32 protein-coding genes are annotated in these 22851 nt (G+C 68.5%); 18 read left to right on the top strand and 14 right to left on the bottom strand.

Going from position 1 to position 22851, the window contains the following annotated elements; all coding sequences use genetic code 11:
• Positions 1 to 24: 24 nt before the first annotated feature.
• Complete coding sequence (locus tag AB2U09_RS20450) at positions 25 to 1008, bottom strand: replication factor C small subunit (RefSeq protein WP_459194594.1); 984 nt, start codon at positions 1006 to 1008, stop codon at positions 25 to 27.
• 120 nt (positions 1009 to 1128) lie between these two features.
• Between AB2U09_RS20450 and samp2 the strand changes: the two genes are divergently transcribed.
• From samp2 to AB2U09_RS20410, 8 genes are all read left to right on the top strand, one after another.
• A complete protein-coding gene (samp2, locus tag AB2U09_RS20445; protein ID WP_459194593.1) occupies positions 1129 to 1329 on the top strand; it encodes a ubiquitin-like small modifier protein SAMP2 in 201 nt (66 codons plus the stop codon).
• 68 nt (positions 1330 to 1397) lie between these two features.
• Positions 1398 to 1733 carry a hypothetical protein gene (locus AB2U09_RS20440; protein ID WP_459194592.1) on the top strand — a complete coding sequence of 112 codons (336 nt, stop codon included), beginning with the start codon at positions 1398 to 1400 and terminating at the stop codon, positions 1731 to 1733.
• 70 nt (positions 1734 to 1803) lie between these two features.
• Entirely contained in the window at positions 1804 to 2301 is a 498-nt protein-coding gene (locus AB2U09_RS20435) for a peroxiredoxin family protein (RefSeq protein WP_459194591.1), read from the top strand.
• A 40-nt stretch (positions 2302 to 2341) separates the two neighbouring features.
• Entirely contained in the window at positions 2342 to 2746 is a 405-nt protein-coding gene (locus AB2U09_RS20430) for a GNAT family N-acetyltransferase (protein ID WP_459194590.1), read from the top strand.
• 67 nt (positions 2747 to 2813) lie between these two features.
• Complete coding sequence (locus AB2U09_RS20425) at positions 2814 to 3386, top strand: TetR/AcrR family transcriptional regulator (protein WP_459194589.1); 573 nt, start codon at positions 2814 to 2816, stop codon at positions 3384 to 3386.
• Complete coding sequence (locus AB2U09_RS20420; RefSeq protein WP_459194588.1) at positions 3383 to 4093, top strand: rhomboid family intramembrane serine protease; 711 nt, start codon at positions 3383 to 3385, stop codon at positions 4091 to 4093. The genes AB2U09_RS20425 and AB2U09_RS20420 overlap by 4 nt, the downstream gene beginning before the upstream one ends.
• Before the next feature lie 125 nt (positions 4094 to 4218).
• Positions 4219 to 4407, top strand: coding sequence for a hypothetical protein (locus AB2U09_RS20415; protein ID WP_459194587.1), 189 nt, complete (start codon positions 4219 to 4221; stop codon positions 4405 to 4407).
• 69 nt (positions 4408 to 4476) lie between these two features.
• Complete coding sequence (locus tag AB2U09_RS20410) at positions 4477 to 4971, top strand: peroxiredoxin family protein (RefSeq protein WP_459194586.1); 495 nt, start codon at positions 4477 to 4479, stop codon at positions 4969 to 4971.
• A gap of 30 nt (positions 4972 to 5001) precedes the next feature.
• On the opposite strand, the gene AB2U09_RS20405 is transcribed toward AB2U09_RS20410, so the two are convergent.
• The 4 genes from AB2U09_RS20405 to larB form a co-directional block, all read right to left on the bottom strand.
• On the bottom strand, positions 5002 to 6432 hold the full coding sequence (locus AB2U09_RS20405; protein ID WP_459194585.1) for a phosphohexomutase domain-containing protein: 1431 nt from the start codon (positions 6430 to 6432) through the stop codon (positions 5002 to 5004).
• Between the two features lie 81 nt (positions 6433 to 6513).
• Positions 6514 to 6837, bottom strand: coding sequence for a GIY-YIG nuclease family protein (locus tag AB2U09_RS20400; protein ID WP_459194584.1), 324 nt, complete (start codon positions 6835 to 6837; stop codon positions 6514 to 6516).
• Between the two features lie 15 nt (positions 6838 to 6852).
• Positions 6853 to 7002: a DUF7563 family protein gene (locus AB2U09_RS20395; RefSeq protein ID WP_274325719.1), complete on the bottom strand. Its 150-nt coding sequence runs from the start codon at positions 7000 to 7002 to the stop codon at positions 6853 to 6855.
• A 127-nt stretch (positions 7003 to 7129) separates the two neighbouring features.
• The gene (gene larB, locus AB2U09_RS20390; protein WP_459194583.1) at positions 7130 to 7897 is read right to left on the bottom strand and encodes a nickel pincer cofactor biosynthesis protein LarB; all 768 of its coding nucleotides are present in this window, start codon (positions 7895 to 7897) and stop codon (positions 7130 to 7132) included.
• Positions 7898 to 8220: 323 nt separating this feature from the next.
• Here larB and AB2U09_RS20385 point away from each other — a divergent pair, with 323 nt between their 5' ends.
• Complete coding sequence (locus AB2U09_RS20385) at positions 8221 to 8388, top strand: DUF1931 family protein (RefSeq protein ID WP_415378562.1); 168 nt, start codon at positions 8221 to 8223, stop codon at positions 8386 to 8388.
• 30 nt (positions 8389 to 8418) lie between these two features.
• Here AB2U09_RS20385 and rpiA read toward each other — a convergent pair whose 3' ends face one another.
• Both rpiA and AB2U09_RS20375 read right to left on the bottom strand, forming a co-directional pair.
• Positions 8419 to 9099, bottom strand: coding sequence for a ribose-5-phosphate isomerase RpiA (gene rpiA, locus AB2U09_RS20380; RefSeq protein ID WP_459194582.1), 681 nt, complete (start codon positions 9097 to 9099; stop codon positions 8419 to 8421).
• A 108-nt stretch (positions 9100 to 9207) separates the two neighbouring features.
• On the bottom strand, positions 9208 to 9384 hold the full coding sequence (locus tag AB2U09_RS20375; RefSeq protein WP_459194581.1) for a DUF7501 family protein: 177 nt from the start codon (positions 9382 to 9384) through the stop codon (positions 9208 to 9210).
• Between the two features lie 244 nt (positions 9385 to 9628).
• Here AB2U09_RS20375 and AB2U09_RS20370 point away from each other — a divergent pair, with 244 nt between their 5' ends.
• Both AB2U09_RS20370 and glmM read left to right on the top strand, forming a co-directional pair.
• Positions 9629 to 9757 carry a hypothetical protein gene (locus tag AB2U09_RS20370; RefSeq protein WP_459194580.1) on the top strand — a complete coding sequence of 43 codons (129 nt, stop codon included), beginning with the start codon at positions 9629 to 9631 and terminating at the stop codon, positions 9755 to 9757.
• A 98-nt stretch (positions 9758 to 9855) separates the two neighbouring features.
• Positions 9856 to 11166 (top strand): phosphoglucosamine mutase, encoded by a 1311-nt coding sequence (gene glmM, locus AB2U09_RS20365; protein WP_459194579.1) that lies wholly within the window; start codon positions 9856 to 9858, stop codon positions 11164 to 11166.
• Positions 11167 to 11300: 134 nt separating this feature from the next.
• Here the strand turns inward: glmM and AB2U09_RS20360 are convergent, their stop codons facing one another.
• Positions 11301 to 11459: a DUF7563 family protein gene (locus tag AB2U09_RS20360; protein ID WP_006883194.1), complete on the bottom strand. Its 159-nt coding sequence runs from the start codon at positions 11457 to 11459 to the stop codon at positions 11301 to 11303.
• 296 nt (positions 11460 to 11755) lie between these two features.
• On the opposite strand from AB2U09_RS20360, the gene AB2U09_RS20355 reads away from it, so the two are divergent.
• The gene (locus AB2U09_RS20355) at positions 11756 to 13201 is read left to right on the top strand and encodes an aryl-sulfate sulfotransferase (RefSeq protein WP_459194578.1); all 1446 of its coding nucleotides are present in this window, start codon (positions 11756 to 11758) and stop codon (positions 13199 to 13201) included.
• A 6-nt stretch (positions 13202 to 13207) separates the two neighbouring features.
• On the opposite strand, the gene AB2U09_RS20350 is transcribed toward AB2U09_RS20355, so the two are convergent.
• The 4 genes from AB2U09_RS20350 to AB2U09_RS20335 all read right to left on the bottom strand — a co-directional run bounded on the left by AB2U09_RS20350 (position 13208) and on the right by AB2U09_RS20335 (position 15509).
• Positions 13208 to 13786, bottom strand: coding sequence for a DUF7090 family protein (locus AB2U09_RS20350; protein ID WP_459194577.1), 579 nt, complete (start codon positions 13784 to 13786; stop codon positions 13208 to 13210).
• 306 nt (positions 13787 to 14092) lie between these two features.
• Entirely contained in the window at positions 14093 to 14458 is a 366-nt protein-coding gene (locus AB2U09_RS20345; RefSeq protein WP_459194576.1) for a DUF5658 family protein, read from the bottom strand.
• Between the two features lie 131 nt (positions 14459 to 14589).
• On the bottom strand, positions 14590 to 15018 hold the full coding sequence (locus tag AB2U09_RS20340) for a DUF2391 family protein (RefSeq protein WP_459194575.1): 429 nt from the start codon (positions 15016 to 15018) through the stop codon (positions 14590 to 14592).
• A 62-nt stretch (positions 15019 to 15080) separates the two neighbouring features.
• Complete coding sequence (locus AB2U09_RS20335) at positions 15081 to 15509, bottom strand: DUF7534 family protein (protein WP_459194574.1); 429 nt, start codon at positions 15507 to 15509, stop codon at positions 15081 to 15083.
• A 115-nt stretch (positions 15510 to 15624) separates the two neighbouring features.
• On the opposite strand from AB2U09_RS20335, the gene AB2U09_RS20330 reads away from it, so the two are divergent.
• Both AB2U09_RS20330 and AB2U09_RS20325 read left to right on the top strand, forming a co-directional pair.
• A complete protein-coding gene (locus AB2U09_RS20330; RefSeq protein WP_459194573.1) occupies positions 15625 to 16305 on the top strand; it encodes a class I SAM-dependent methyltransferase in 681 nt (226 codons plus the stop codon).
• A gap of 86 nt (positions 16306 to 16391) precedes the next feature.
• Positions 16392 to 17546, top strand: coding sequence for an AI-2E family transporter (locus AB2U09_RS20325; protein WP_459194572.1), 1155 nt, complete (start codon positions 16392 to 16394; stop codon positions 17544 to 17546).
• A 50-nt stretch (positions 17547 to 17596) separates the two neighbouring features.
• Here the strand turns inward: AB2U09_RS20325 and AB2U09_RS20320 are convergent, their stop codons facing one another.
• A complete protein-coding gene (locus AB2U09_RS20320; RefSeq protein WP_459194571.1) occupies positions 17597 to 18418 on the bottom strand; it encodes a sulfurtransferase in 822 nt (273 codons plus the stop codon).
• Between the two features lie 301 nt (positions 18419 to 18719).
• Here AB2U09_RS20320 and AB2U09_RS20315 point away from each other — a divergent pair, with 301 nt between their 5' ends.
• Positions 18720 to 19574 (top strand): sulfurtransferase, encoded by an 855-nt coding sequence (locus tag AB2U09_RS20315; protein ID WP_459194570.1) that lies wholly within the window; start codon positions 18720 to 18722, stop codon positions 19572 to 19574.
• A 122-nt stretch (positions 19575 to 19696) separates the two neighbouring features.
• Here the strand turns inward: AB2U09_RS20315 and AB2U09_RS20310 are convergent, their stop codons facing one another.
• On the bottom strand, positions 19697 to 20482 hold the full coding sequence (locus tag AB2U09_RS20310; protein ID WP_459194569.1) for a hypothetical protein: 786 nt from the start codon (positions 20480 to 20482) through the stop codon (positions 19697 to 19699).
• Positions 20483 to 20630: 148 nt separating this feature from the next.
• Between AB2U09_RS20310 and AB2U09_RS20305 the strand changes: the two genes are divergently transcribed.
• From AB2U09_RS20305 to AB2U09_RS20295, 3 genes are all read left to right on the top strand, one after another.
• A complete protein-coding gene (locus tag AB2U09_RS20305; protein ID WP_459194568.1) occupies positions 20631 to 21122 on the top strand; it encodes an HPP family protein in 492 nt (163 codons plus the stop codon).
• A gap of 44 nt (positions 21123 to 21166) precedes the next feature.
• Positions 21167 to 22081, top strand: coding sequence for a DUF106 domain-containing protein (locus AB2U09_RS20300; RefSeq protein WP_459194567.1), 915 nt, complete (start codon positions 21167 to 21169; stop codon positions 22079 to 22081).
• An 89-nt stretch (positions 22082 to 22170) separates the two neighbouring features.
• Entirely contained in the window at positions 22171 to 22794 is a 624-nt protein-coding gene (locus AB2U09_RS20295; RefSeq protein ID WP_459194566.1) for a rubrerythrin family protein, read from the top strand.
• Positions 22795 to 22851: the final 57 nt, after the last annotated feature.

Genomic DNA, 22851 nt, shown 5'->3' with positions numbered 1-22851 from the left:
ACCGGTCGGAAATCCGGAGTCGGGTCAGTCGTCCAGCGCGATCGACGCCAGCAGCGCCTCCAGCTGGATGCGCTCGTTCGCGCCGGCGGTGATCCGGTACTCCGTCTCGCCGATGCGGTCGAGCAGGCGGACGGCGGCCTCGTCGCCGAGGTCGAACTCCCACACCGAGCGGTGAAGCTGGTCGATCACGTCGCCGCCGGCGATGCCCTCCTCGGTCAGGAGCCGATCGAGGGTCGAGCGCGCGGCGGTGAAGTCGCCGTCGAGCGCCTCGACGACCATCTCCTGGATCTCTTCGGGCCGGGCCGTCGAAGTCAGCGCGTAGACGGCGTCCTCGTCGACCACGCTACCCGTCACGGACGCGGCCTGGAGCGCGTTGATCGCCTTCCGCATGTCGCCGTCGGCGGCGTAGACGAGCGCGTCGACGCCCTCGTCGGTGAGTTCGATGCCCTCCTCGTCGGCGATGTGGCGCATCTCCTCGGCGACGGCCTCGTCCGAGAGCGGCGAGAAGCGGAAGACGGCACAGCGGGACTGGATGGGGTCGATGATCTGGCTGGAGTAGTTACACGAGAGGATGAAGCGGACGTTGTTAGAGAACTGCTCCATCGTCCGGCGCAGCGCCGACTGGGCGTCGGAGGTGAGCGCGTCGGCCTCGTCGAGGAAGATGATGCGGTAGTCGTAGCCGCCGAAAGAGGTGCGCGCGAAGCTCTTGATGCGGTCGCGCACGACGTCGATCCCGCGCTCGTCGGAGGCGTTGAGTTCGAGGAAGTTCTCCCCCCAGTCGTCGCCGTAGAGCTCGCGGGCGATGGCGGTGGCGCTCGTCGTCTTCCCGATGCCCGCCGGACCGGAGAACAGCATGTGGCTCAGGTCGTTGCGGTCGACGTAGCTCTGGAGTCGCTCGACGATGTCCTCCTGCCCGACGATCTCGTCGAGGGTCTGCGGGCGGTACTTCTCGATCCAGACTTCCTCCCGGCCCGCCCGCGACCCGGACTCCTGGTCGGCCTCGCTCATGAGATAGCGGAAGCGCGGGCCGTCCGTAAACCTACCGAGTGCCGACCGACGGACCGCGTCGAACCGACCAGTGCCGCCGCGTGACGACACGCTCAAGCCCGTTCGCCCGTATCACCGGATATGCGCGTCACGGTCGCCGTCGCCGGCGAGGACACCCGCGAGGTCGAAGTCGACGCCGACGCCACCTACGCCGACCTGCTCGACTCGCTCCCCTACGGTCCCCACGAGGTGTCCGTCCTCGTCGACGGCCGCCCCGTCCCGGAGGACGCTCCCGTCGAGGCCGACGAGGTGGAAGTGCTGCGGCTCGTCAAGGGCGGCTGACCGGCGGTACTTAAACGGGTTCGATAGTAACGGTGTACACTTATCTCGGGCACTGTCGAACTGGTCCGGTGAGATCACAACCGATGCCCACACCGGGAGACGATTCGACCGACGACGTGGCCGATTTCACACTCGAACACGCGAAGCCGTCGATCGTCTCGTATCTCGACGACCGGGACGGTCCCGTCGAGAACCTCACCCTCGTCTCGATCGCCGTCCGCGAACGGGAGTGCGACCGTCGCGACATCGACCCCTCCGAGCTACCGCTTCCGGCGGTCCACGATCGGGTCGTCACCACGCACCTGCCCGCGCTCTCCCGGGACGGCCTGATCGACTACGACCGGGGTGACGAGACGGTGACGCTCACCGCATCGCGGGAACAGATCGACCGGATCGTCGAGTAAGCGTCGCACTCGCGGCCGCACTGGCCGAAGACGACCACGCTTTTGGCCCGGGAAGATATACAGGGAGTCGATGAGCGGGACACAGCCGGCGCCGGCGTTCGAGTTACCCAACGTCGGACCGGGGCCGGACCCGTGCTCGCTGACGGCGCTGGCCGACGAGGAGTCGTTCGTCGTCCTCCTGTTGCATCACGACCACGACTGCCACGACTGTCGCTCCCAGGCCAAACGCGCCGGCGAGTCCTTCTCGGCGTTGCGCGCCCGGGGCGCCGTCGCCGTCTCCGTGCTCCCCGAGCCCCGGGAGCGCACCGAGGAGTGGCAAGAGCGGTTCGAGTTACCCCACCCGCTGCTGGTCGACCCGGAGGCGAGCGCCGGCGACGACTACGGCCAGCCCGCGCGACTGCAGTTCCTCGGCGAGCACGTCCCGATCTTCGGCCGACTGCCCGCGGTCGCCATCGTCGACGCCCGCGGCCGCGAGCCCGAGATCGCCTGGACCTACCGCGGGAGGTCCTCGTGGGACCACCCGTCGATGACGACCGTGCTCGACGCCCTCGACGACCTCCGGGAGTGACCGAACGACCGATGTCCCCCATGCTCCGATGACCCGCGACGTGACTGTCCGGCCGGCGACGCCCGACGACCTTTCGGGCGTCCTCGGCGTTCTCGACGCGGGTGCCCTCGAAACGGACGCCGGCCGCATCCGAGAGAGCATCGACCGTGGTAACGCGTTCGTCGCCGTCCGCGAGGGGAGCGGTGGCGATGCCGACGCGACCGTCCTCGGGGCGGTCGTGCTCGCCTCGGCGGCTGACGGTGAATCTGTGACCGAGATCGACGCTATCGCCGTCCGACGGCGCCGCCGCGGCCAGGGGATCGGTCGGGCGCTCGTCGCGGCGGGGGCCGAACGATACGACCGGCTCATCGCCGAGTTTGACCCGAAAGTCCGCCCGTTCTACGAGGCACTGGGGTTCTCCATACGACCGATCGACGATTCGGAGCGACTCGTCGGTCGACGGTGAACTGTCCGTCCATCTACTGGTCCGCGCCGTAATCATTTTGTAATGACTGTTCGATCGATCGGTTAGGATGTCGGACGGTGACGGAGACACCAAGGAGCAGATCATCCTCGCGACGCGCCGGGCGCTGGAGAAACACGGGTACGCCGGTCTCTCGATGGCGAAGATCGCCGCGGAGTTCGACGGGAGCCAGTCGACGTTGCACTACCACTTCGATACGAAAGCGGGACTCATCGAGGCGTACCTCCGGTACGGGCGCCGGGCGTTCGAGGAACGCGCCGCGTCGCTCCCCGACAATCCCGAGGCGCGACTGGACGCCCTTCTGGACGAGCTCGTCGAACTTGACCACTACGAGAGCCTCGGAAACATGGCCGCTATCCTGGAAATGTACGGCGCAGCCGAGCGGCGCGAACGGCTGCGGGCGGAACTACGTGAGTACGACGGACTCGCTCGGCAGTTGGTCCGGGAGACGATCGAAGACGGTCAGGAGGCCGAGGTTTTCGCAGACGTCGATGCCGAGGCGGTAACCTGGCTGATCTTCGCCGTCCATGAATCCGCTTTCCTCCGGGAGATAGTGGACGGCGACAGTCGACGCCTGAAAGCAGCCCTGGAAGCGTTCGTACTTTCGGAGGTGCGAAAATGACCCCCCGCAGGGGCAAAACGGTGGAGAGCGACGGGAATCCGGAGCGAGACGCGTTCGATAGTGGCGACGCGCCGGCGACGACGGCGCTACTCGGCGTGTTGCTCGCAGTATACATCGGCCAGCAGTTGCTCTCCGGCCGATTCGGCGGTGGATCGTACGCCCCGCTGGCCGTGCGGTCCGACCGTCTCTGGCTCGTCCCGACGTGGTTCACTGCGACCCTCATCCACGGTCCGCCCGTGCACCTTCTGCTCAACGGCTCCTTTCTCTACTTCTTCGGTCGGGGTGTCGAACGCACCTACGGGAGCCGCGTGCTCGTGGGGGTTTTCGTCACCACGGGCGCCATGACGGCGGTTTTTGGGACGGTCCTGGCCGGGCTGAACGATTGCGGGATCGCAGCGTTTCAGTCCATAGAGGGCTGTCATATCGTCGGCGGTGGGTCGAGCATGGGGCTCGCGGGGCTGGTGGGATACGTGACGCTGCGGCGTCCCACGGTGCCGTTTTCCTTCCTCCCTTCGAGCCGGTTGAGTGTCCCTCTCTGGACGTTCACAGCGGCGTTTCTGGCCGTGAGCATCCTCGGGATGTACACGTCTATCGACCCGATCCGTGGCCTGCTGGGGTTCCCGCCGGGGCACGCATATCACTTCGTAGGAATCCTCGCGGGCGGGGCGCTCGGGATCGTATGGACGCCATATTCGCAGGCCACGTAACCCCGAACGGGCCAGTGCTTCAGACCGGCGGTTCGGCCAGGTGTCAGCCGCCAAGAGCAGTTCGTCGGCCCGCTCCTGTGACTGGTTCCGGCATAAATCCGGAGTTTGGATCCGGTCTTGTTCGGGTGCATGAGCAATCAGGTCCCGTCCGCGAGGACGATGTTGAACCCGTCAACGGTCGAAACGTCCTCGACCGCGGCGCCGCCGAGTTCGACGCGGACGTGCGACCGTTCTACGAAGAACTCGGGTTCGCGGTGACGCCCGTCGACGGGAGCAAGCGGTTCCGCGGGGTTCTGGACTGCAATGGGCACTGACAGCAGCGGGCTCGACGCGGCGGTCCGGGAAGCGAGCGTTCATGACTCTCTGGGCGAAACGGGCGCTCGATGACCCACCCGCTCGCCGCCCCGGAGTTCCTGCTCGCGAACGTCGGGTCGGGACCGGACCCGTGTTCGCTGGCCGCGCTCGGGGACGCCGAGTTCGTCGTCCTCGCGTTCTTCCGGGACTTCCACTGCGACTGGTGTCGCAAGCAGGTGCGGACGCTCGCCGACGACTACGACGACTTCCGGGACCGGGACGCGGCTGTCGCCGCGGTCCTCCCCGAACCCGCCGAGCGCGCCCGCCGGTGGGTCGACAGGTACGACCCGCCGTTCCCGCTGCTCGCCGACCCCGACGGGACCGTGGCCGACGCCTACGACCAGCCCACGCAACTCGGCGGGCTCGGGGCCGCGAACGACTTCCTCGGCCGTCTCCCGGCGGTGTTCGTCCTCGACGCCCGCGGCGACGAACCGCGGTTCGCGTGGGCGCACCGGGGCGACTCGCCTCGGGACAGGCCCGACGCGGCGGAGGTCTGCGCGAAACTCGACGCGCTCCGTGGGTGACCGGGTTGCGCGAGAACAGCGAGGAACGGCCTACACGAGCGGTTCGACGAGGTCGCGGCCCGCCGCCAGCAGTTCGTCGACGCGCTCCTGCGAGCCGGCCTCGGCGTAGACGCGGAGCTTCGGTTCGGTGCCACTGGGACGCATCAGGAGCCAGGTGCCGTCGGCGAGGAAGACCTTGAACCCGTCGACGGTGGAGATGTCCTCGACAGCGGCGCCAGCGAGTTCGTCGGGCAGGGCGCCTTCGAGGTCGGCGAGGACCGGGTCCTTGCGCTCCTCGGGACAGTCGACGCTGACCCGGTCCTGGACGATCCCGCCGTGGCGGTCGAGCAGGGCATCAACGCGGGCGTCGTAGCCCTCGGCGGCCGCGATGGCGGCGGCGAGCGCGGCGACGGCGACGCCGTCCTTGTTCCGGACGTGGGCGGTCAGGCCGAAGCCGCCGCTCTCCTCGCCGCCCATGACTGCGTCGTGTTCGCCCATCGCCTCGGCGACCCACTTGAACCCGACCGCCGTCTCGTGGACCTCGTTCCCGTGCGCCTCGGCGACGCGGTCGACGATGCTGCTCGTGGAGACTGTCCGCACGACGTCGTCGCTCGTGGTCGCCTCCGACGACCATAGATCCTCGTCGAGCACCGCCTCGTAGGTCGCGGCGAAGAAGAGATTCGGGTCGAGCACGCCGCGTTCGGGCGTAACGACTGCAATGCGGTCGGCGTCGCCGTCGTTGGCGACGCCCAGGTCCGCCCCTCCGTCGGCGACGCGGTCGGCCAGCGTTTCGAGGTGAGCGGCCACTGGTTCCGGTGACTCGCCGCCGAACTCGGGGTCGCGCTCGCAGCGCAGGCGCTCGACGTCGGCGCCGGCGCGTTCGAGGAGGACGTCGGTGACGCCGCGGCCGCTCCCGTGCATCGCGTCGTAGACGACCGACAGACCGGAGAGGTCGGCGTCGACGGCATCGAGGACGTGTTCGGTGTACGGACCGACGAGGTCGGCCTCCTCCACGGTGCCCCACTCGTCCTCGTCGAGCGGGTCGGGTTCGGCGAGGCGGTCGGCGAGGGCGTCGGTCACCTCGGGGAGCGCTGGCGCGCCTCCGCTCGGGAGGAACTTCACGCCGTTGTACTCCGGAGGGTTGTGCGAGGCGGTGATCATCAGGCCGCCGGCAAGGTTGCGTTCCCGGACGGTCCAGGCGACGACCGGTGTGGGGAGGTCCCGGCCCGGAACGAGCACGTCGAAACCGTTCGCGGCGAGGACGCGCGCAAGGTCCTCGGCGAACCCGCGGGAAGATTCGCGGGCGTCGTAGCCCACCGCGACGGTCCCGGCGGTCCCGTCAGCGTCGGGCTCCCCCCGTTCCTCGCGCAGGTACGCGGCGACTGCCTGTCCGACCATGCGGACGCGCGGTGCGGTGAACTCGTCGAGCGTCGCCCGCCAGCCGTCGGTGCCGAAGTCGATGGCGTCGGCGTCTGCGGTCATACCAGAAGGCACCGATGCCGACCGGAAAAAGGTGTGTGCGTGGTGTGCTATCACGCGGTGCGTGCGGCGGCGGAATTCGACTCAGTGCGCGTCGTCGGCCACGAGCGACGGCGGGAGGTCGAGCGAGTCCGGGACGCCGCCGTCCGCGAGGAGGCGTTCCTTGGCGTCCCGCGAGCGCTGTTTGATCTCGTACTCGCGGGACATCGCCGCCGACTGCGAGTCGAACCCCTCGACGTGGACGAGTCGAACGGGCGCCCGGCCGCGGGTGTACTTGGCGCCGTCACCGGCGTCGTGTTCGCGGACGCGGCGCTCGACGTCGGTGGTGTAGCCGGTGTAGAACGTGTCGTCGCCACAGCGCAGGACGTACACGAAGTGGTCGGGGTCCGGGGTCCGCAGGTCGGTCATGTGGCTGTGCGGGGATCAGGCTTCGAGCGCGCGCTCTCTCGCGACTTCCGCGATGCCCGCGTTCGCTGAGCAACTCGGGCAGGCGTGGACCGCACCGCCCTCGTCGGCGAAGACGCGGGCGAACTGGTCGGAGACGTGCGCGCCGCAGTGATTACACGTTGGCATTGGTTTCTGCCGGCTGTCAACCGGTGGCAGATCCTTGGCGTGCCCCGGGTATAACGAGTGTACCAACGTGGTTTGGTGACGTCCGTGTAACCGGGTATTGAATGCCAGCGCGGGCATTCCGCGGACATCACTCGCCCCTCGCCTCGTCGATCCGTCGAGCGATCAGCCCCGCCTGCGCACCGGCGGTGAACCCGGCGTCGACGTTGACGACCGAGAGCGCGGTACAGGACTGGATCATCCCCGAGAGGGCCGCCTCGCCCTCGCCGGCGTGGCCGTACCCCGTCGAGACGGGGAGGCCGATGATCGGCACGTCGATCAATCCAGCGAGGACGGTCGGGAGCGCCCCCTCGCGGCCGGCGGCGACGACGAGCACGTCCTGATCCCGGAGGACGTCGAGTGAATCCACCACGCGCGCGAGCGACGCGACGCCGATGTCGTCGACGCGTTCGATCGTCGCGCCCATCTCCCGGGCGATGGCTGCCGCTTCCCCGGCGGGAATCGCGTCGGAGGTACCCGCTGTCACGACCCCGACCGTCGCGTCCAGATCCGGACGGTTGAACTCGGGCGTCCGCGCCACGACGACCCCTGAGCGGTCGTCGACCTCGATCGCCGCGTCGGGGTGGTCCGCACCGAGCACGTCCTCAACGGCCTCGGCCACTGCTTCGTCCGCCCGGGTCACGACGGCGCGACCGGTCGTCTCGACGGAGGTCGAGGCCAGCGCCGCGACCTCCGCCGGCGTCTTGCCGTCCGCCAGCACTGCCTCGGGCACGCCGCTGCGCTCCGTGCGGGCGGCGTCGAACCGCCCCGCCTCGCCGGTGGCGTAGCCCGCCAGCTTCGCCTCGGCCTCGGCCGGCGAGAGATCGCCCGCCGCGACCGCTTCGAGTAGTTCGCGCATATCCCCCCTCTGTGTTCGACCCACTTGACCGTCCCCCTCCCGATCGACCGCACCGGCCGGCCGATCCGCCACCTCGATCGCGGTCCGACCGCGTTTCGATCCGCGCCGACGTGGGCCCGCCCTGAGCGCGCGCGAGCGGACCCGTGGGGCCGCTCCGGCCCGATCCGGGCCGATCTGACCACCTGCCACCCACAAGATACTTAAATGAGCGTCATTCCCGCGGTCCGACATGCCGTGTTCGACGCTCAAACCCCCGACAAAGCCGGCGAGACTGCGTATAATTGGGAAAGTTTATAAACCATCCATCTGTTCTGTCGTCTTGTATGGCAGACCTCATTGTCAAGAACTCGGTCAAGGAAGCGCTCGAAGAGATGAACGTCTCCCGCGACTTTTACGACGCCCTCGACGAGGAAGTCGAAGAGCTCCTCGAGCGAGCCCAGCGACGTGCCGAAGCCAACGACCGGAAGACGGTCCAGCCGCGCGACCTGTAAGGTAAGCTTCGTTCGATTTTTTCGGAGGCGTCACGGGACGAACACGGTTACGTCCGCCTCCGTCCCGACGTGTACCTCGTCAGCGAAGTCGACGAACAGTCCGTGCTCTACGACACCGGGGAGCGCCGACAGGTCGGCGGCCAGTCCCGCCGGGTCGGGCATCGCACCGAAGTCGCAGTCGAGGATGAGGTTGCCGTTGTCGGAGACGACGGGACCGCTCTTGCGGTCGGCCCGGCGGAGTTCCGGCTGTCCGCCGAGTCGGCGGACGGCGTCGGCGACGGTCGCTCGCGCGTCGGGCAGCACTTCGACGGGGACCGGGTAGTCGAGCACGTCGACCTCCTTGGTCGGGTCGGCGACCACCAGCAGGCGGTCCGCTGCGGCGTCGACGATTTTCTCGCGTGCGTGTGCGCCGCCTCCGCCCTTGACGAGGTCGGCACCGTCGAACTGGTCGGCACCGTCGATGGCGAGGTCCACGTCGGCCTCGTCCAGCGTCGTCAGCGGGATCCCGACGTCGATCGCGATCTCGCGGGCCTGGAAAGAGGTCGGGACGCCCTGAATCTCCAGTCCGTCGTCGACCTCGCGACCGAGGGCGCGAATCGCGTGGGCCGCAGTGCTCCCGCTCCCGAGTCCGACCACGGTCCCGTCCTCGACTGCCGCGGCCGCGCTCTCGCCCGCGCGGCGCTTGGCCTCCTCGCGTTCGCTCTGGTTCATGCTCCACTCAAGACCGTCCCTCGGCAAAACGCTACTGGCAGCGCCCGCTCGGCACGTCGCCCGGTCCGAGAACAGCCGAACCGAACGCCGCGGGCGTCCGCCGCGGTATCAGCCGCTCCAGCCGCCCGCGACGTCCTCGGTGATGCGGTCGCGCCACGTGTCGAACTTCGCCTCGCAGTCCGGACTCTCGGTCGTGTGGTCGACGAACCCCGCACCGGGCGAGGCGAGCTTCGCGCCGCAGAACGGACACCGCTCCGGATCGCTCCAGGACTCTGAGGTTGCCATGTGCGAGAGGCGACCGGCGAGATACGTAAAGGTTTCCGGGGAATACCTAAGGTAATACCCGTGGTGATAATACACACACTTATATTTCCTCGCCCAATCGATTTACTCGATTTCGAGTTGATCATCTGTGGGAATCGTTCCCAATAGTGTGGCTGAGCGCCACAGGATGCCGGACAGACGACCTTATATTCTCAAATCAAAATAATAGGAACGCTTAAATCGGATGAAGATGTGTACGTCGATAATGGCAACACAGCAGTACGCGAGCGTCGGGGCCTTCGACTGTCCCGACTGCGACGGCGAAATCGACTTCGAACACCAGTCGTGGCAGTGCGACGAGTGCGGCTACGTGCCGCGCCACGGCGCCGACTGATCGGGGGGAGCGCGGTTCGCGCCGCGAATCGGCCGCGTCCGGGCGCCGGCCCGACGCGGACGGCCGAGTTTTTTGGTCCAGTCGTTCGAGGGTCAGGTATGTTCGGAACCAGCGGCATCCGGGGCCCCGTCGGTGAGGACGTGACCGCCGAGCTCGCGCTCTCGGTCGGCCGGGCGGTCGGCGTCGACGCCGACCGCGTCGTCGTCGGCAGAGACGCCCGCGAGAGCGGTCGCCTGCTCGTCGACGCCCTCGCCGCGGGCCTGCGGGAGTCCGGCACCGACGTCGTCGACCTCGGGTTCGCGGCCACGCCGACCGTCGCCCGGAGCGTCTCGCTGGAGGCCGCCGACGCCGGCGTCGCCGTCACCGCCTCGCACAACCCCGCGCCCGACAACGGCATCAAGCTCTGGCAGCCCTCCGGGCAAGCCTACGACGGCCCGCTCCGGGAGGAGATCTCCGAGCGCGTCCGCGAAGACGCGGCCGACCTCCAGGCCTGGGACGACCTCGGTGACCGCGAGCGCCGCGACGAGACGGAGCGTCACGTCGACGCGCTTGTCGACGCCGTCGACGTGGTCGAACCGCTCTCGGTCGTCGTCGACCTCGGCAACGGCGCCGGGGGCGTCACTGTCGACGCCCTCCAGCGGCTCGGCTGCCAGGTCGAAACGCTCAACGCCCAGCGCGACGGCTCGTTCCCCGGGCGACCGAGCGAGCCGACCGCCGAGAATTGCGAGTCCCTCGTCTCCCTCGTCGCCGCGAGCGATGCCGACCTGGGAATCGCCCACGACGGCGACGCCGACCGGATGCGCGCCGTCGCGGGCGACGGCACCTACGTCTCCGGCGACGTGACGCTCGCGCTCCTCGCCCGCGAGGCCGCCTCCGAGGGCGAGTCCGTCGCCGCGCCGGTCGACACCAGCCTCGCCGTCGACGACCACCTCGCGGACACAGGTGTCACCGTCGAGCGCACGAAAGTGGGCGACGTGTACGTGGCCGAGCGGGCCAGCGAGGCGGGCGTCGCCTTCGGCGGCGAGCCCAGCGGCGCCTGGATCTGGCCCGCGGAGACGCTCTGCCCCGACGGTCCGCTCGCGGCCTGCAAGCTCGCTGCGCTGGCGGCCGAGCGACCGCTCGCCGACCGCGTCGCCGACGTCGAGACCTACCCCATCCGTCGCGACTCCATCGAGACCGACGAGAAGGCCGCAGTGATGGACCGCGTGAGCGAGCGCGTCCTCGCGGAGTACGACGACGTGACGACGCTGGACGGCGTCCGCGTCGACCTCGGCGACGCGTGGTTCCTCCTGCGGGCAAGCGGGACCCAGCCGATCGTCCGCATCACCGCCGAGGCCCGCGACGAGGACCGCGCCGAGGAGGTCTTCGCAGAGGCCCGCGACCTGCTTCTCACTGCGATCGACGAGTGAATCGCGGATGCGACGGGGACGGCCACGGCTACCGCTGAAGGGAAGGACACAGGAGAAGCGTCCTGACGGCGTTCCGGGCGTCCCCCCGACTTCGCCAGACCGCCTCCCCCCAGGATTTCACGTCGATTCAGAAGCTACCCGCGACGGGTCGAGCGCGCTTCGCGAACGTCGGCCCCGTCGCGGATCTTGTCCTCACACTGAGGACAGACGCGAGGTGACTCGACCCCGTTCGGCGTAAACACCCGTGCGTAGTCTGCCGTAACGAAGGAACCGCAGTTCTGGCATTCCGGCATACGTTGTACCCTTCGAGTACTGGACCTTAATGGTTGGTGATTTGGTAGTAGCACTCACACGCCGTCGTTCCCGTTCCAGACCGGGTGAACTGCCGGATCACGTTTTGCCGGTAATCGACAGACGGCGCGGGCCGGTGGGGCGCGGTTTCCCTTCGAGCAAACGTCGCCGGGATCGATGGGCGGGCCCTGATCAGTGAGTCCGTCTGGACCAGGGCAAGTCGTCCGAGAGCGGTACGGTTAAATCCGAGACGCGGGTCCACTCGGACAACCGGAAGCCGTCCCTCGGAGCCGATTTCATGGACAGAGATTCACTCACGCGACCGCTGGTCGCTCGTCTCTGCGTGGTCGCCCTCATCGTGGCACTGCTGGTGCCCGCCGGCGTCTCGGCGTTCACGCACGAACCGATCGAACTCCAGAAGGGGACGATCGACGAACCCGCGAACGGCACGACCGTCATCGCCGTGCAGGGGTTCAAGGGTCGCGGCCAGAACAGCTCGAAAAAGCCCGCCCGCCTGGTCGCGGTCGGCCCCGAGGGCAACCTCGAGTGGCACTACGAGCCCCAGAGCGACGTGACGTGGTTCTACGACATCGATCCGCTCGAGGACGGAACCCTGCTCGTCGTCGGCGCCCGTCGGGGCGGCACCACCGTCTTCAAGTACGACCCGGAGACCGGCGAGCGGGTCTGGACGGAGCGGCTCGACATCCACGACACCCACGACGTGGACCTGATCAACGGCGACGAGTTGCTCGTCGCCAACATGCGCAACTACAACGAGTCGGCCGACCGCAACGACGACCGCATCTTCGTCTACAACCGTACCACCAACGAGACGGTCTGGGAGTACCGCTTCGAGCGCATCTACGACCGCGACGACGGGGACAGCTACACCGGCGACTGGACCCACGTCAACGACGTAGACAAGCTCGGCGAGGGCCGTTACATGGCCTCGCCGCGCAACATGGACGAGGTCGTCGTGATCAACCGTTCGACCAAGGAGGTCGAACTCTCGCTGGGGACGCCCGACAACCGCAGCGTCATGTACGAACAGCACAACCCCCAGTATCTCGAGAGCGAGGACGGGACGCCCACCATCGTCGTCGCCGACAGCGAGAACGACCGCGTCGTCGAGTACGAGTTGCGGAACGGGTCGGGCCGCAACGCCACCTGGGAGCGCACGTGGAACCTCGGTGTCGACGGCAGCCTCAACTGGCCGCGCGACGCCGACCGCCTCCCCAGCGGCAACACGCTCGTCACCGACTCGCTCAACCACCGCGTCATGGAGGTCACGCCGGAGGGCGAGGTCGTCTGGGAGTACTACGCTCCCTGGGGCACCTACGAGGCCGAACGGGTCCACCTCGGTGACGAACCCGGCGGCCCCACCATCGCCGACCAGAACGCAAGCGGGGGCCACGATCTGAACGGCAGCGCCGCCCTCACGCCCGGAACGACCGACCGCGCCACCTTCGCCGACTGGCTCTCCCGGACGTTCTCCGGCACGCCCGTCTCCGGGCAAGCCCACTGGATCGCCGAGCGCTGGGCGCACATCGCCCCGTGGATCCGCCCGACCTGGATGAACCCGTGGGCGTTCGTCTCCTTCCTCGGTGCCGCCGCACTCACCGTCGGCTGGGCCGGCGGCGAAGCCATCTATCACCGCCGCTGGCTTCGCGACCGCCTCCGCGCCGGCTACCGGCGCCTCCGCTCCTCGGGTGACGGTTCTTCGCCCACAGAATCAGACGACTGAAAGCCGTTAGAACTCGGCGGTGACCGACCCGTCCTCCGAGAGGTCGACGACGCCGTCGAAGCGCTCGCGGAACGTCTCGAGTTCGGCCTCGTCGTGAACCCCCTTCGCGAGGTGGAAGAGTCCGACCGCGTCGTGTTCCTCGAGCAGGTCGAGGATGGCGTCGACGGCCTCGCCCGCCCGCTCGGCGTCGGAGTAGTAGATCATCTCGGTGACCGAGTCGAGGCTGACCCGGCGTTTGCCCTCCGTCGATTCGAGGAACACGCGCGTCTCGTCGACGATCCCCTCCAGGTCGTCCGGCGCGGAGACGTACTTGACGTTCTCGGACTGGCGGCGGGTGTACCCGCGGTCGACCGACAGCGCGTCGAGGATGGTCGCTCGGTCCTCGTCGACCTCGTAGTGTTCGAGCTTCTGGCGCACCTCCCGCGCCGTGGTCCGCGTCGAGATGACCAGCATGCGGTCGGTGTCCGTGCTGAGAAAGTCCGTGTCGATCCGGTCTGTCTCGCCCGTACTCGGATGCACGAGGAGAATGCCCGTCCCACCGGGTACCGTGTCCGGCGCGTTCTCGATGGCGAGTCGGTAATCCATGTGCTACGGGGAGGGTGGAACCGCCTTAAGCCTGCGGGACCATCTTTTTCCCGACCGGGTTTCCTCGCGCGCCTGCGGCGCGCTGCGGGGAACCCGGCCGGCAAAAACACGGGTGAAAACGCGCGAGTAGCGCGGAACGAAGTTCCGCGGACCGTTCGAGCGGGCCGTGCCCGCGAGAAGACGCCAGCGGCGCTCGCGTGAACCGCGCGCCTGCGGCGCGCGGATGCTACCTGCAGGACGCGAAGGGCCGACGCTACCGAGCGTTAAATATTGGGGGCCCGGCCGAGGTGGTTACAGCGCAGCGTCTCAGGCCAGTATCAGCCGGAGGTTGTGGATCGTGATGACGGTTCCCAGCACCGCCAATATCAACGGTGGGGCGTAGTAGAGTTCCCAGTCGAGTTTCTCCGCGGCGTAGAGGCTGACGGCGAGACACCCGAAGAAGACGGCGTATTTGAGGAAGACGATCCCGTTCCGGCCGAATCCATCGAACACGGTCTGGACGAGCAGATTCGACTCCCGGACACCCAGATCGTCTCCGTACCCCAGTATCGCCAGTGTCGTGACGATGTCACCCACGCCGTACGCGACCGTCGCGGCGATCCACAACCAGTAGAACTCCTGTTCCCGTTCGACCACGGACTCTCCCCGGAGCGCCCGCGGAGTGAACCCCATCTGACACCACCAATATACAACTTCGAGAACTTATAAGTGGATGTGACAATAGTGCTGCGTAACTGTTCCGCGATCGTCGGCCACCGAGTAGCGACGCAGGAGAGCCGGGACAGCTGACCCCGAACAGCGCGTCAGAACACGGAGTCGGCGGTCGCGGCGCCGACGACGCTGAAGATGGCGCCGACGCTGACCGCGCGGGCGGTGATGCCGGCGCGCTCGGCGGTCGTGAGGCCGGGGTCGGTGAGGAACGTGCTCGGCGCGGTCAGGGTGAGCGCGAGGATAGCGACCGAGCCGAACGAGACGAGCATCAGCGAGACGAAGCGCAGGGGGACGCCGGCCACTTCCGCCTCCCGGTCGGGGTCGCGGTCGTCGTCGGCCTCGTAGAGCGCGCCGTAGCCGATGGCGAAGACGATGGCGACGGTGATCGCCGCGTGCCACCAGCTCATGTTGTCGGCGAGGGTCCACACCTCCTCGGTGACGACGAAGGGGCCGGCGAGCAGGAACCCGCCGACGACCTGCTGGGCGGTGTCGGCGAGTTTGTACCGCGGCGTCCGGGCCATGCCTCCCCGATTCCCGCCCACCAGCAAAACGCTGGCGGACACGGCGGTCGGCGGCTGGCCGGTCAGTTCACCGCGGCCGACCGCGAACGGCCACTGGCCGAGGTGAGCAGGTGGGTGACCGCGAACGAAAGGGCAAACAGCGGCGGGAACCAGAAGACCTGCGTGACCGGGTCCGGTGGCGAAGCGAGCGCGTCGATCAGGTAGGCGACGACCACTGCCGTGGCGTACGTCCCGGCCAGCCGCTCACGGCCGCTCGGCGGCGATTCGCGCGGCCCGTCGTCGCCGCGGACGAACCGGACGTACCAGTAGTGGACGGTCCCGACGACCAGCGACATGTAGATGAAGACATCGAGCGTCGAGGACCCTTTCGCCCGCGCTTCGCAACGCGCCCAGTAGGCGAGTACGAACGGGGCCGAGAGAACGATGAGCGCAGTCGCGCTCACCGCCACTGCGGCCAGCGGGCGGTCGACGAGGATGGAGGGAAGTTGCACGACGAGTGATATCTTCGGGCGGCCGGATAACTATTCGTGTCGTTGTGTCGAGCGACAGCACGGACGCCCACACCGACACAGAACCGTTTTCATCGCGCCGGCCCACGCCTCGACTATGAGCGTCAGCGAGGAGTTCGACGAGTGGGCGCGGGACGGCCGCGACGAGGGCATGGAGGAGCGACACTGGCATACGGCAAAGCACGCTCTCGCGCGGATGCCTGTCGAAGAGGGCGACACCGTACTTGACCTCGGCAGCGGCAGCGGCTACGCCGGGCGCGCGCTCCGGGAGACCAAGGGTGCCGCACGCACGTACGGACTCGACGCCTCACCGGAGATGACCCGCAACGCCCGGTCGTACACCGACGACGCCCGCTCCGGGTTCCTGAACGGCTACTTCGAACACCTCCCCTTCGACGACGACAGCGTCGACCACTGCTGGTCGATGGAGGCGTTCTTCTACGCGAGCGACCCCGACGCCGTGCTGGAGGAACTCCACCGGGTGCTCCGCTCGGGCGGCACGTTCTACTGCGCGGTCAACTACTGGGAGGAGAGCGTCCACACCCACCGCTGGGAGGAACTGGTCGACGTGCCGATGATCCGCTGGACCGAGCGGGAGTACCGCGAGCAGTTCCGCGAAGCGGGCTTCCACGTCGCCGGGCAGGACCGCATTCCCGACACCGAGACCGAACTGCCGCCGGCGAGCGAGTTCCCCATGGACGGCTTCGAGACGCGCGAGGAGATGGTCGAGCGCTACCGCGAGCACGGGACGCTGCTGACGGTCGGCGTCGTCCCGTGAGCGGCGAACGAACGGCGGGATCGCGGGTCGCGGGCCGCGAGGCAGTCGTGCCAAACGTTTTGTAGGCCTCGCACACAGGGAAGGGTATGGCATTGACGCAGCGCCAGCAGGTGCTGGGGGTCCTCTTCGTCGGGATCGGGGCGCTGACGCTGGGGATCCTGTCCCGAGTCCTCGGGACCGTCTTCTTCGCGATCACGGTCGCGTACGTCCTCTATCCGGTGCGTCGGATGCTCGTTGCGCGGGGTATCAACCGCCGGATCGCCGCCGCTCTCGCGACTGCCGTCGGGTTCCTGTTCGTCCTGCTGATCCTCACGCCGATCGTTTACGCCGTCTACATCCGCCAGTCGGTGCTGTTCGAGTTCTTCCGGACGATCCCGAGCGAACAACCGCTCACGCTCTTCGGGGAGACGTATGTCATCGACGTGAGCGCGCTGCTGACCGAGGCACGGGACGCGGTCCTCGACGTGGCCGTCGACACGGCCAGCGCGGCACCCGTGCTAGCGCTCAAGGCCTTCCTGTTCGTCTTTCTCATCTACGGGCTCCTCCTGCGGCCGGGGAACGTTCGCCGCGCGATGTTCCGACTCGTTCCCGGCGAGTACCACGACATCGTCCTCTCGTTGCACCACACCGTCCGCGACACGCTGTACGCGCTGTACGTCCTCCAGGCGGCGACCGCGCTGGGGACCTTCCTCGTCGCCTACGCCGTGTTCTGGCTGCTGGGGTACGACGCGGCGTTCACGCTCTCCTTTTTCTCTGGACTGCTGCAGTTCATCCCCGTCATCGGCCCGAGCCTGCTTATCGTCGCCGTCGCGGCCGGACAGGCGCTCGCCGGCGAGGTCACGGCGGCGCTCGTCGTCGCCATCGCCGGGCTCGTCCTGATCGGGTTCCTCCCCGACGCGCTCATCCGCCCGCGACTCGCCTCCGTGACGACCGGGATGTCCGCCAGCCTCTACTTCGTCGGGTTCACCGGCGGGACCCTGAGTCTCGGGGTCGTCGGCGTCATCGCCGGTCCGCTGATTGTGGCACTGCTGGCCGAGGTCGTCGAGATCATCACCGAGGAACGCACGACCGTCCAGCAGACCTTCGACGGGAGCGTAGTCAGTTCGACCGGGCGGTCCCCCGAGGGACCACCTCCGGACCAGCGACCCGACGAACCGCCGACCGACGAACGACCGACGGCCGAGAACAGTCCCGCTCCCGACGACAGGCCTGCCGACGATAGCCCCGCAGACGACGACTGACCGGGGACGAGATCGGTCTTCAGGGACGAACAGAGACCGACAGCGACCGCTCACTCGGTCGTTTCCAGTTCGCGACCGGCGGCCTTCCATTCGGTGAGGCTCCCCTCGTAAAACGCCAGGTCGGGGTACCCGAGGTGTCTGAGAACGGTGTAGGTGTGGCTGATGCGCCGGGCGGTGTTGCAGTACAGGACCACGCGCTTCTCGGGGACGACCCCTCGCTCGTCGAGGATCGCTTCGATCTCCTCGCGGGGCTTGAGCCCGCGGGTCTCGTCGTCGACGAGTTCGCGCCAGTCCAGCCGGACGGCGCCGGGGATATGTCCCTCCTCGTACTCCCAGTCCTCGCGGGTGTCGACGACGACGGTGTCGTCGCTTTCAGTGGCCGCGGCGACCTCCTCCATGCCGACGAGCGGCGTCTCCGCGGGCGAGTCGACGGTGTACTCCGAGCGTTCGAACTCGTCGACCTCGCTGGTCGTCTCGCGGTCGAGGCGCCACGCGGAGAAGTCGCCGTCGAGCAGGTGCAGGCGCTCGGGGTCGTGGCCGTAGAGTTCGGCGGTCACGAGGAACCGGGCGGCGAACACGCCGTGAGTGTCGTCGTAGGCGACGATGCGGTCTTCGGGGGTAATGCCAGCTTCGCTCAGCAGGTCGGCGAAGACGGCCGCGCCGGGGAGCATCCCCTGATCGGCGTCGGCCCCTTCCTCCTCCGCTCCGTCTTCGGCGGCGTGGGCGTCGGCGCGGAACGCGTCGAACGGGACGTTGACCGCGCCGGGGACGTGCCCGATGCCGTCGAACTCCCAGGCGTCGCGCACGTCGACGATCCGGACCTCGTCGAGTCGGTCGGCCACCCAGTCGGCCGGGACGACGATCTCGCTCATGTCCCGATGTCCGGGGAGGAGCCGCTTGAAGATGTCTGTCCGCGCCGCTCGGAGGTAGTGGCAAGTATGTCCGTAACGACCGATCACCACTGCCGACATAAACCCCGACCTGCACCTCCCGGAGGCCCCCACGTCGCAGCCGTCCGTCGGTCCCGGCGCCCGATCGCGAGCGCTATCGAGAGACCGTGAGAACTATAGTCACGCGTACTTTCGGCAACAATTTCCGCTATGGTCGTGAAGTGGCGGGACATGCCGCCAGTCCTAGGTGTATATAGCTGGTAGACTTACGGTTCCGTGAATCATGAGCGACTACGCCAAAGACGTACTCGTCTCGGCGGAGTGGGTGGAAGAGCATCTCGACGACTTCGAGAGCGACGACCCCGACTACCGACTGGTCGAGGTCGACGTGGACACGGAGCTGTACGACGAGAGCCACGCGCCCGGCGCCGTCGGCTGGAACTGGGAGACCGACCTGCAGGACCAGGTCGAGCGCGACATCCTCGAGAAGGAGGACTTCGAGGCCCTGCTGGGGTCGGCCGGCATCACCGAGGACACCACGGTCGTCCTCTACGGTGACAACGCCAACTGGTTCGCGGCCTACACCTACTGGCAGTTCAAGTACTACGGCCACGACGACGTGAAGCTCCTCGACGGCGGCCGCGACTACTGGGTCGAGAACGACTACTCCCTCACGGACGAGGTCCCCGAGTTCTCCGAGGTCGAGTACAACGCTTCGGGTCCGCGCGAGTCCATCCGCGCCTACCGCGACGACGTCGAGAACGCCGTCGAGAAGGGCCTGCCGCTCGTCGACGTCCGCTCGCCCGAGGAGTTCTCCGGCGAGGTCCTCGCGCCGCCGGGCCTGCAGGAGACCGCCCAGCGCGGCGGTCACGTCCCGGGCGCCAGCAACATCTCGTGGGCGGCCGTCACCAACGACGACGGCACCTTCAAGGACGCCGACGAGATCGAGGAACTCTACGCCGAGGAGGGCATCGACGGCGACGAGACGACCGTCGCCTACTGCCGCATCGGCGAGCGCTCGTCGGTCGCCTGGTTCGCCCTGCACGAGCTGCTGGGCTACGACGACGCCATCAACTACGACGGCTCCTGGACGGAGTGGGGCAACCTCGTGGGCGCCCCGATCGAGAAGGGCGAGTGAGGCCACAGAGCGCGTCTCGTCGCGCTCGAATCGTCAGTCCCCTTCTCGCAGAGAAGGGCGAGTAAGCCGTTCGAACCCGACGTTTTTTCGACGCGCGAGACTGTGAGCGACTGCGCTGCGGTTCACACCGACTGCGAAACCACGTAGCGACGCGTGGCGTTCGGGTGGTCGGCGACGACCGCGACGGAACCGTCGGGGACGACCTGCAGTTCCACAGGCCCCGAGAGGATGCGCGCGAGGGCGGCGAGGTCGGGGCCGTACCGGTTCTCGCAGTCGGGGCCGGAGACGGTCGCCTCGAGCGTGCCGCGGCCGCGCATCTCCTCGCCGACCACCGAGAGACGGAACTCGCCGTCCGAGACGACGACCGGGAGTCCGTCGTCGCCGACGATGTCGGCGGCTGCGGCGAGTCGCGCCAGCGTCTCGGCGTCGGTCTCGACGCGCGTCGGCGCCGGCTCCCCGTCGGGCGCGAACACGCCGTCGGTGAACGCCGACGGGCGGCCCGCGGACAGGTCGTGATCGACCACGTCACTGGGAAGCGGGCCGACTTCGACGATGTCGGTCCCGTCGTCGAGTTCGATGGCACGCACGAGCCCGTCTTCGCCGAGCAGCCGGACGGTGACCTCGCCGCCGTCGAACCACTCCAGCCAGCGCAGCGTCGCTTCGGTCCCCAGACCAGCCAGTACGACCCCGTCCGGCGCATCGAACGACGAGAAGTAGCCCGGGTCGTAGCGGGCCTCGAAGGCCGGTCCGTCGCCGCCGGTCGGCGTCGTGGCTTCGAGTCCGTCGCGGGTGACCGAGAGTCGCGCGACCCGATAGCGGGCCGAGTCGGGCCCCGGCGCGACCGCCGTCTCCCCGACGAGTCGGCGGAGTCGCCCGACCGGTGCCCGCAGCGTCGCGAGTTCGTCCATGCAGGGCCGTTCGTACACGCCGTAATAACTCCCCGCGCCCCAGTTCAATCGGCGATAACGAGCGCGCGGCAGGCCCCGTTGTCGGCCCGGAACTGATCGAACGTCCACGAAACGTCATCCTCTTGGCCGACGACCCGGACTCGGAGACGTGGACCGTCACGCCGTCCAGACGTCGCTGCACGCGGGCGCCCTGCTTTCGGTGACGGGCCTCGTCGCCTGGCTCACGGGGACGCCGTTCGTGTTCCCGAGCCTCGGGCCGACGGCGTACCTGCTGGCGACCCAGCGGACGCGCTCCCGTGACCGGCTCGTGCAGGTCGTCGCCGGACACGCTATCGGCGTCGTCGCCGGACTCGGGGCGTACCGACTGCTTGGGTCCGGTGTCGTCGTCACGGCCGACCTCCCTCCCCAGTCGCCGGCCCTCGCGGCCCTCGTCGCCAGCGGCGTCCTCGCGCTCTCGCTCACGAGCGCCGGGATGCTCGCGTTCGACGCCGTTCACCCGCCGGCCTGCGCGACGACACTCATCGTCTCGCTCGGGCTGCTCCCGACCGTCCGCGAGGGGTTGCTCATCGTCGTCGCCGTCTGCGTTCTCGTCGGGGCGCACGTCCTGACGACGCATGCGACGCCCGACGTCGCGACGTGACCGCCGACGAGAAGATTCATGGTTCGCCGCTGACACCATCCGGTATGGACGATACGCTTCGCGAAGTGCTCGAATCCGACGACGTGCTCGGGGACGCCGCTGCAGTCGTCCTCGACCGCGCCGAATCGGGCGACGGCACCGTCGCGTGGGTGGACGTGAGCGACGCCGTCCCGGCCGAACAGTGGGGCCGACTCCTCGAACGCGAGGTCGTCGTCGCGACGGAAGGTGGATTCGTCATTGAAGACCCCGACGCCGTCCGGGCCGCCGTCAGTGACCGCGACCCCTCCGAGGCGGTCGCCGACGACGCCGGCGAGACCGAGGAATCCGCAGGATGGTCGACGACCGACAAGCTGGCCGGCGTCGCCGCCCTCTGTCTGATGGCCAGCTATCAGGTGCCGATGGCGCGCGACGCCGTCGGCAGCACCGCCCACCTCCTGCTCGGGCCGGTCGAAGCGGCCTTGCCGTTCGGCGCGACCATCACGCTGCTGGCCGTCGCGAGCACCGTCGTCTCGACGACGCTTCGGAAGCGGCTGACCGACGGTGACCCGCAGGCGGAGCTCAAAGCGCGGATGAACACCGTCGAGGAGCGGCTGGAGGCCGCCCGCGAGCGCGGCGACGACGAGGCCGTCGAACGGCTGCGCTCGCGCCAGCAGGAGCTACTCGCCGAGCAACTCGGCGCGATGAAACAGATGATCCGACCGATGGTGTACGGGATGCTGGTCACGATCCCCGTCTTCCTGTGGATCACGTGGCTCACCGTCAACCCCGCGGCGGCGATCACCCCGGCGGCGCAGGTGCTCCCGCTCGCCGGTCGCGTCGTCTGGACGGCCCGCCTCGTCGGCCCGATTCAGGTCTGGACCGCGTGGTACATCGCCTGCTCGGTCCTCTCGGGCATCGCGGGCAAGCGCGTGGCGAAGAAGGTCGGTCCCGTCGTAGCGGACTACCGGTCTACGTTCTGAACGTCCCTCCTTTTTGGTCCTTTTCGGCCGTTCGCCACGGCAGCCGCCGAGACGATGGTTACAAGCCGCGGCCGTCCGACCCTCCGGACATGGATTCACAGGAGTTCGCCGAGACGGTCCGCGACGAGGCGGCGACGCCGCTCTCGCGGCTCGGCTCCTCGAAAGCGCTGTACGCCGACACCGAGGGCGAGATGGACGAGGAGGCCGTCCTGCGAGCGGCCGCCGACCGCGCACACTACGCGGCAGAGCGCTTCGACGCGTGGGCCGACGAGGAGGACGGGGACGTCGCCGAACTGTTCGCCGACGCGGCCGAGACCGAGCGCGACCGCGCCGACGCCGCCGCCGACGAGCACGGCGACTACGAACCGGGCGAGGAGCCGGCCGTTCAGGGGCATCTCGCCGGGGTCGAAGGCACCATCGACCGCCTCGGCGCGTTCGTCGGCTGGGCGCTCGCCGCCGGGAACAACGTCGACCAGGTCGTCGGCTTTTTCGTCGGGCAGGCCAGTCCGCGGACCGCGAGCACGTTCCGTTCGTTCGGCGACGACTTCGACGACTCCGTCGAGTCGGCGGGGGACCTGCTGGAAGCGGTCTGCGACGACGAGGCCGACTGGGAGCGAGCGGTCGACGCCGCGGTCGCCGCGATCGAGGCCGACTACGAGGCGTACTTCGAGACGCTGGAGTCGCTCGGCGTCAATCCGAAGCCGGTCTGTTAGCGCCAGCGCTCGGCGCCCACACTCGTCGGATGAGCAACTGTTTTCACGGCGGGCACT

This window comes from Halosimplex yunnanense, assembly GCF_054504345.1.
This window is presented reverse-complemented; position numbering and strand designations above follow the sequence as displayed.

What these genes read in the sequence shown, in the direction of transcription:
- AB2U09_RS20450 (WP_459194594.1), bottom strand. Translation starts at nt 1,008, where the DNA reads ATGAGCGAGGCCGACCAGGAGTCCGGGTCGCGGGCGGGCCGGGAGGAA.
- samp2 (WP_459194593.1), top strand. Translation starts at nt 1,129, where the DNA reads ATGCGCGTCACGGTCGCCGTCGCCGGCGAGGACACCCGCGAGGTCGAA.
- AB2U09_RS20435 (WP_459194591.1), top strand. Translation starts at nt 1,804, where the DNA reads ATGAGCGGGACACAGCCGGCGCCGGCGTTCGAGTTACCCAACGTCGGA.
- AB2U09_RS20425 (WP_459194589.1), top strand. Translation starts at nt 2,814, where the DNA reads ATGTCGGACGGTGACGGAGACACCAAGGAGCAGATCATCCTCGCGACG.
- AB2U09_RS20420 (WP_459194588.1), top strand. Translation starts at nt 3,383, where the DNA reads ATGACCCCCCGCAGGGGCAAAACGGTGGAGAGCGACGGGAATCCGGAG.
- AB2U09_RS20410 (WP_459194586.1), top strand. Translation starts at nt 4,477, where the DNA reads ATGACCCACCCGCTCGCCGCCCCGGAGTTCCTGCTCGCGAACGTCGGG.
- AB2U09_RS20405 (WP_459194585.1), bottom strand. Translation starts at nt 6,432, where the DNA reads ATGACCGCAGACGCCGACGCCATCGACTTCGGCACCGACGGCTGGCGG.
- AB2U09_RS20400 (WP_459194584.1), bottom strand. Translation starts at nt 6,837, where the DNA reads ATGACCGACCTGCGGACCCCGGACCCCGACCACTTCGTGTACGTCCTG.
- AB2U09_RS20395 (WP_274325719.1), bottom strand. Translation starts at nt 7,002, where the DNA reads ATGCCAACGTGTAATCACTGCGGCGCGCACGTCTCCGACCAGTTCGCC.
- larB (WP_459194583.1), bottom strand. Translation starts at nt 7,897, where the DNA reads ATGCGCGAACTACTCGAAGCGGTCGCGGCGGGCGATCTCTCGCCGGCC.
- AB2U09_RS20385 (WP_415378562.1), top strand. Translation starts at nt 8,221, where the DNA reads ATGGCAGACCTCATTGTCAAGAACTCGGTCAAGGAAGCGCTCGAAGAG.
- rpiA (WP_459194582.1), bottom strand. Translation starts at nt 9,099, where the DNA reads ATGAACCAGAGCGAACGCGAGGAGGCCAAGCGCCGCGCGGGCGAGAGC.
- AB2U09_RS20375 (WP_459194581.1), bottom strand. Translation starts at nt 9,384, where the DNA reads ATGGCAACCTCAGAGTCCTGGAGCGATCCGGAGCGGTGTCCGTTCTGC.
- AB2U09_RS20370 (WP_459194580.1), top strand. Translation starts at nt 9,629, where the DNA reads ATGGCAACACAGCAGTACGCGAGCGTCGGGGCCTTCGACTGTCCCGAC.
- glmM (WP_459194579.1), top strand. Translation starts at nt 9,856, where the DNA reads ATGTTCGGAACCAGCGGCATCCGGGGCCCCGTCGGTGAGGACGTGACC.
- AB2U09_RS20360 (WP_006883194.1), bottom strand. Translation starts at nt 11,459, where the DNA reads ATGCCGGAATGCCAGAACTGCGGTTCCTTCGTTACGGCAGACTACGCA.
- AB2U09_RS20355 (WP_459194578.1), top strand. Translation starts at nt 11,756, where the DNA reads ATGGACAGAGATTCACTCACGCGACCGCTGGTCGCTCGTCTCTGCGTG.
- AB2U09_RS20350 (WP_459194577.1), bottom strand. Translation starts at nt 13,786, where the DNA reads ATGGATTACCGACTCGCCATCGAGAACGCGCCGGACACGGTACCCGGT.
- AB2U09_RS20345 (WP_459194576.1), bottom strand. Translation starts at nt 14,458, where the DNA reads ATGGGGTTCACTCCGCGGGCGCTCCGGGGAGAGTCCGTGGTCGAACGG.
- AB2U09_RS20340 (WP_459194575.1), bottom strand. Translation starts at nt 15,018, where the DNA reads ATGGCCCGGACGCCGCGGTACAAACTCGCCGACACCGCCCAGCAGGTC.
- AB2U09_RS20330 (WP_459194573.1), top strand. Translation starts at nt 15,625, where the DNA reads ATGAGCGTCAGCGAGGAGTTCGACGAGTGGGCGCGGGACGGCCGCGAC.
- AB2U09_RS20325 (WP_459194572.1), top strand. Translation starts at nt 16,392, where the DNA reads ATGGCATTGACGCAGCGCCAGCAGGTGCTGGGGGTCCTCTTCGTCGGG.
- AB2U09_RS20320 (WP_459194571.1), bottom strand. Translation starts at nt 18,418, where the DNA reads ATGAGCGAGATCGTCGTCCCGGCCGACTGGGTGGCCGACCGACTCGAC.
- AB2U09_RS20315 (WP_459194570.1), top strand. Translation starts at nt 18,720, where the DNA reads ATGAGCGACTACGCCAAAGACGTACTCGTCTCGGCGGAGTGGGTGGAA.
- AB2U09_RS20310 (WP_459194569.1), bottom strand. Translation starts at nt 20,482, where the DNA reads ATGGACGAACTCGCGACGCTGCGGGCACCGGTCGGGCGACTCCGCCGA.
- AB2U09_RS20300 (WP_459194567.1), top strand. Translation starts at nt 21,167, where the DNA reads ATGGACGATACGCTTCGCGAAGTGCTCGAATCCGACGACGTGCTCGGG.
- AB2U09_RS20295 (WP_459194566.1), top strand. Translation starts at nt 22,171, where the DNA reads ATGGATTCACAGGAGTTCGCCGAGACGGTCCGCGACGAGGCGGCGACG.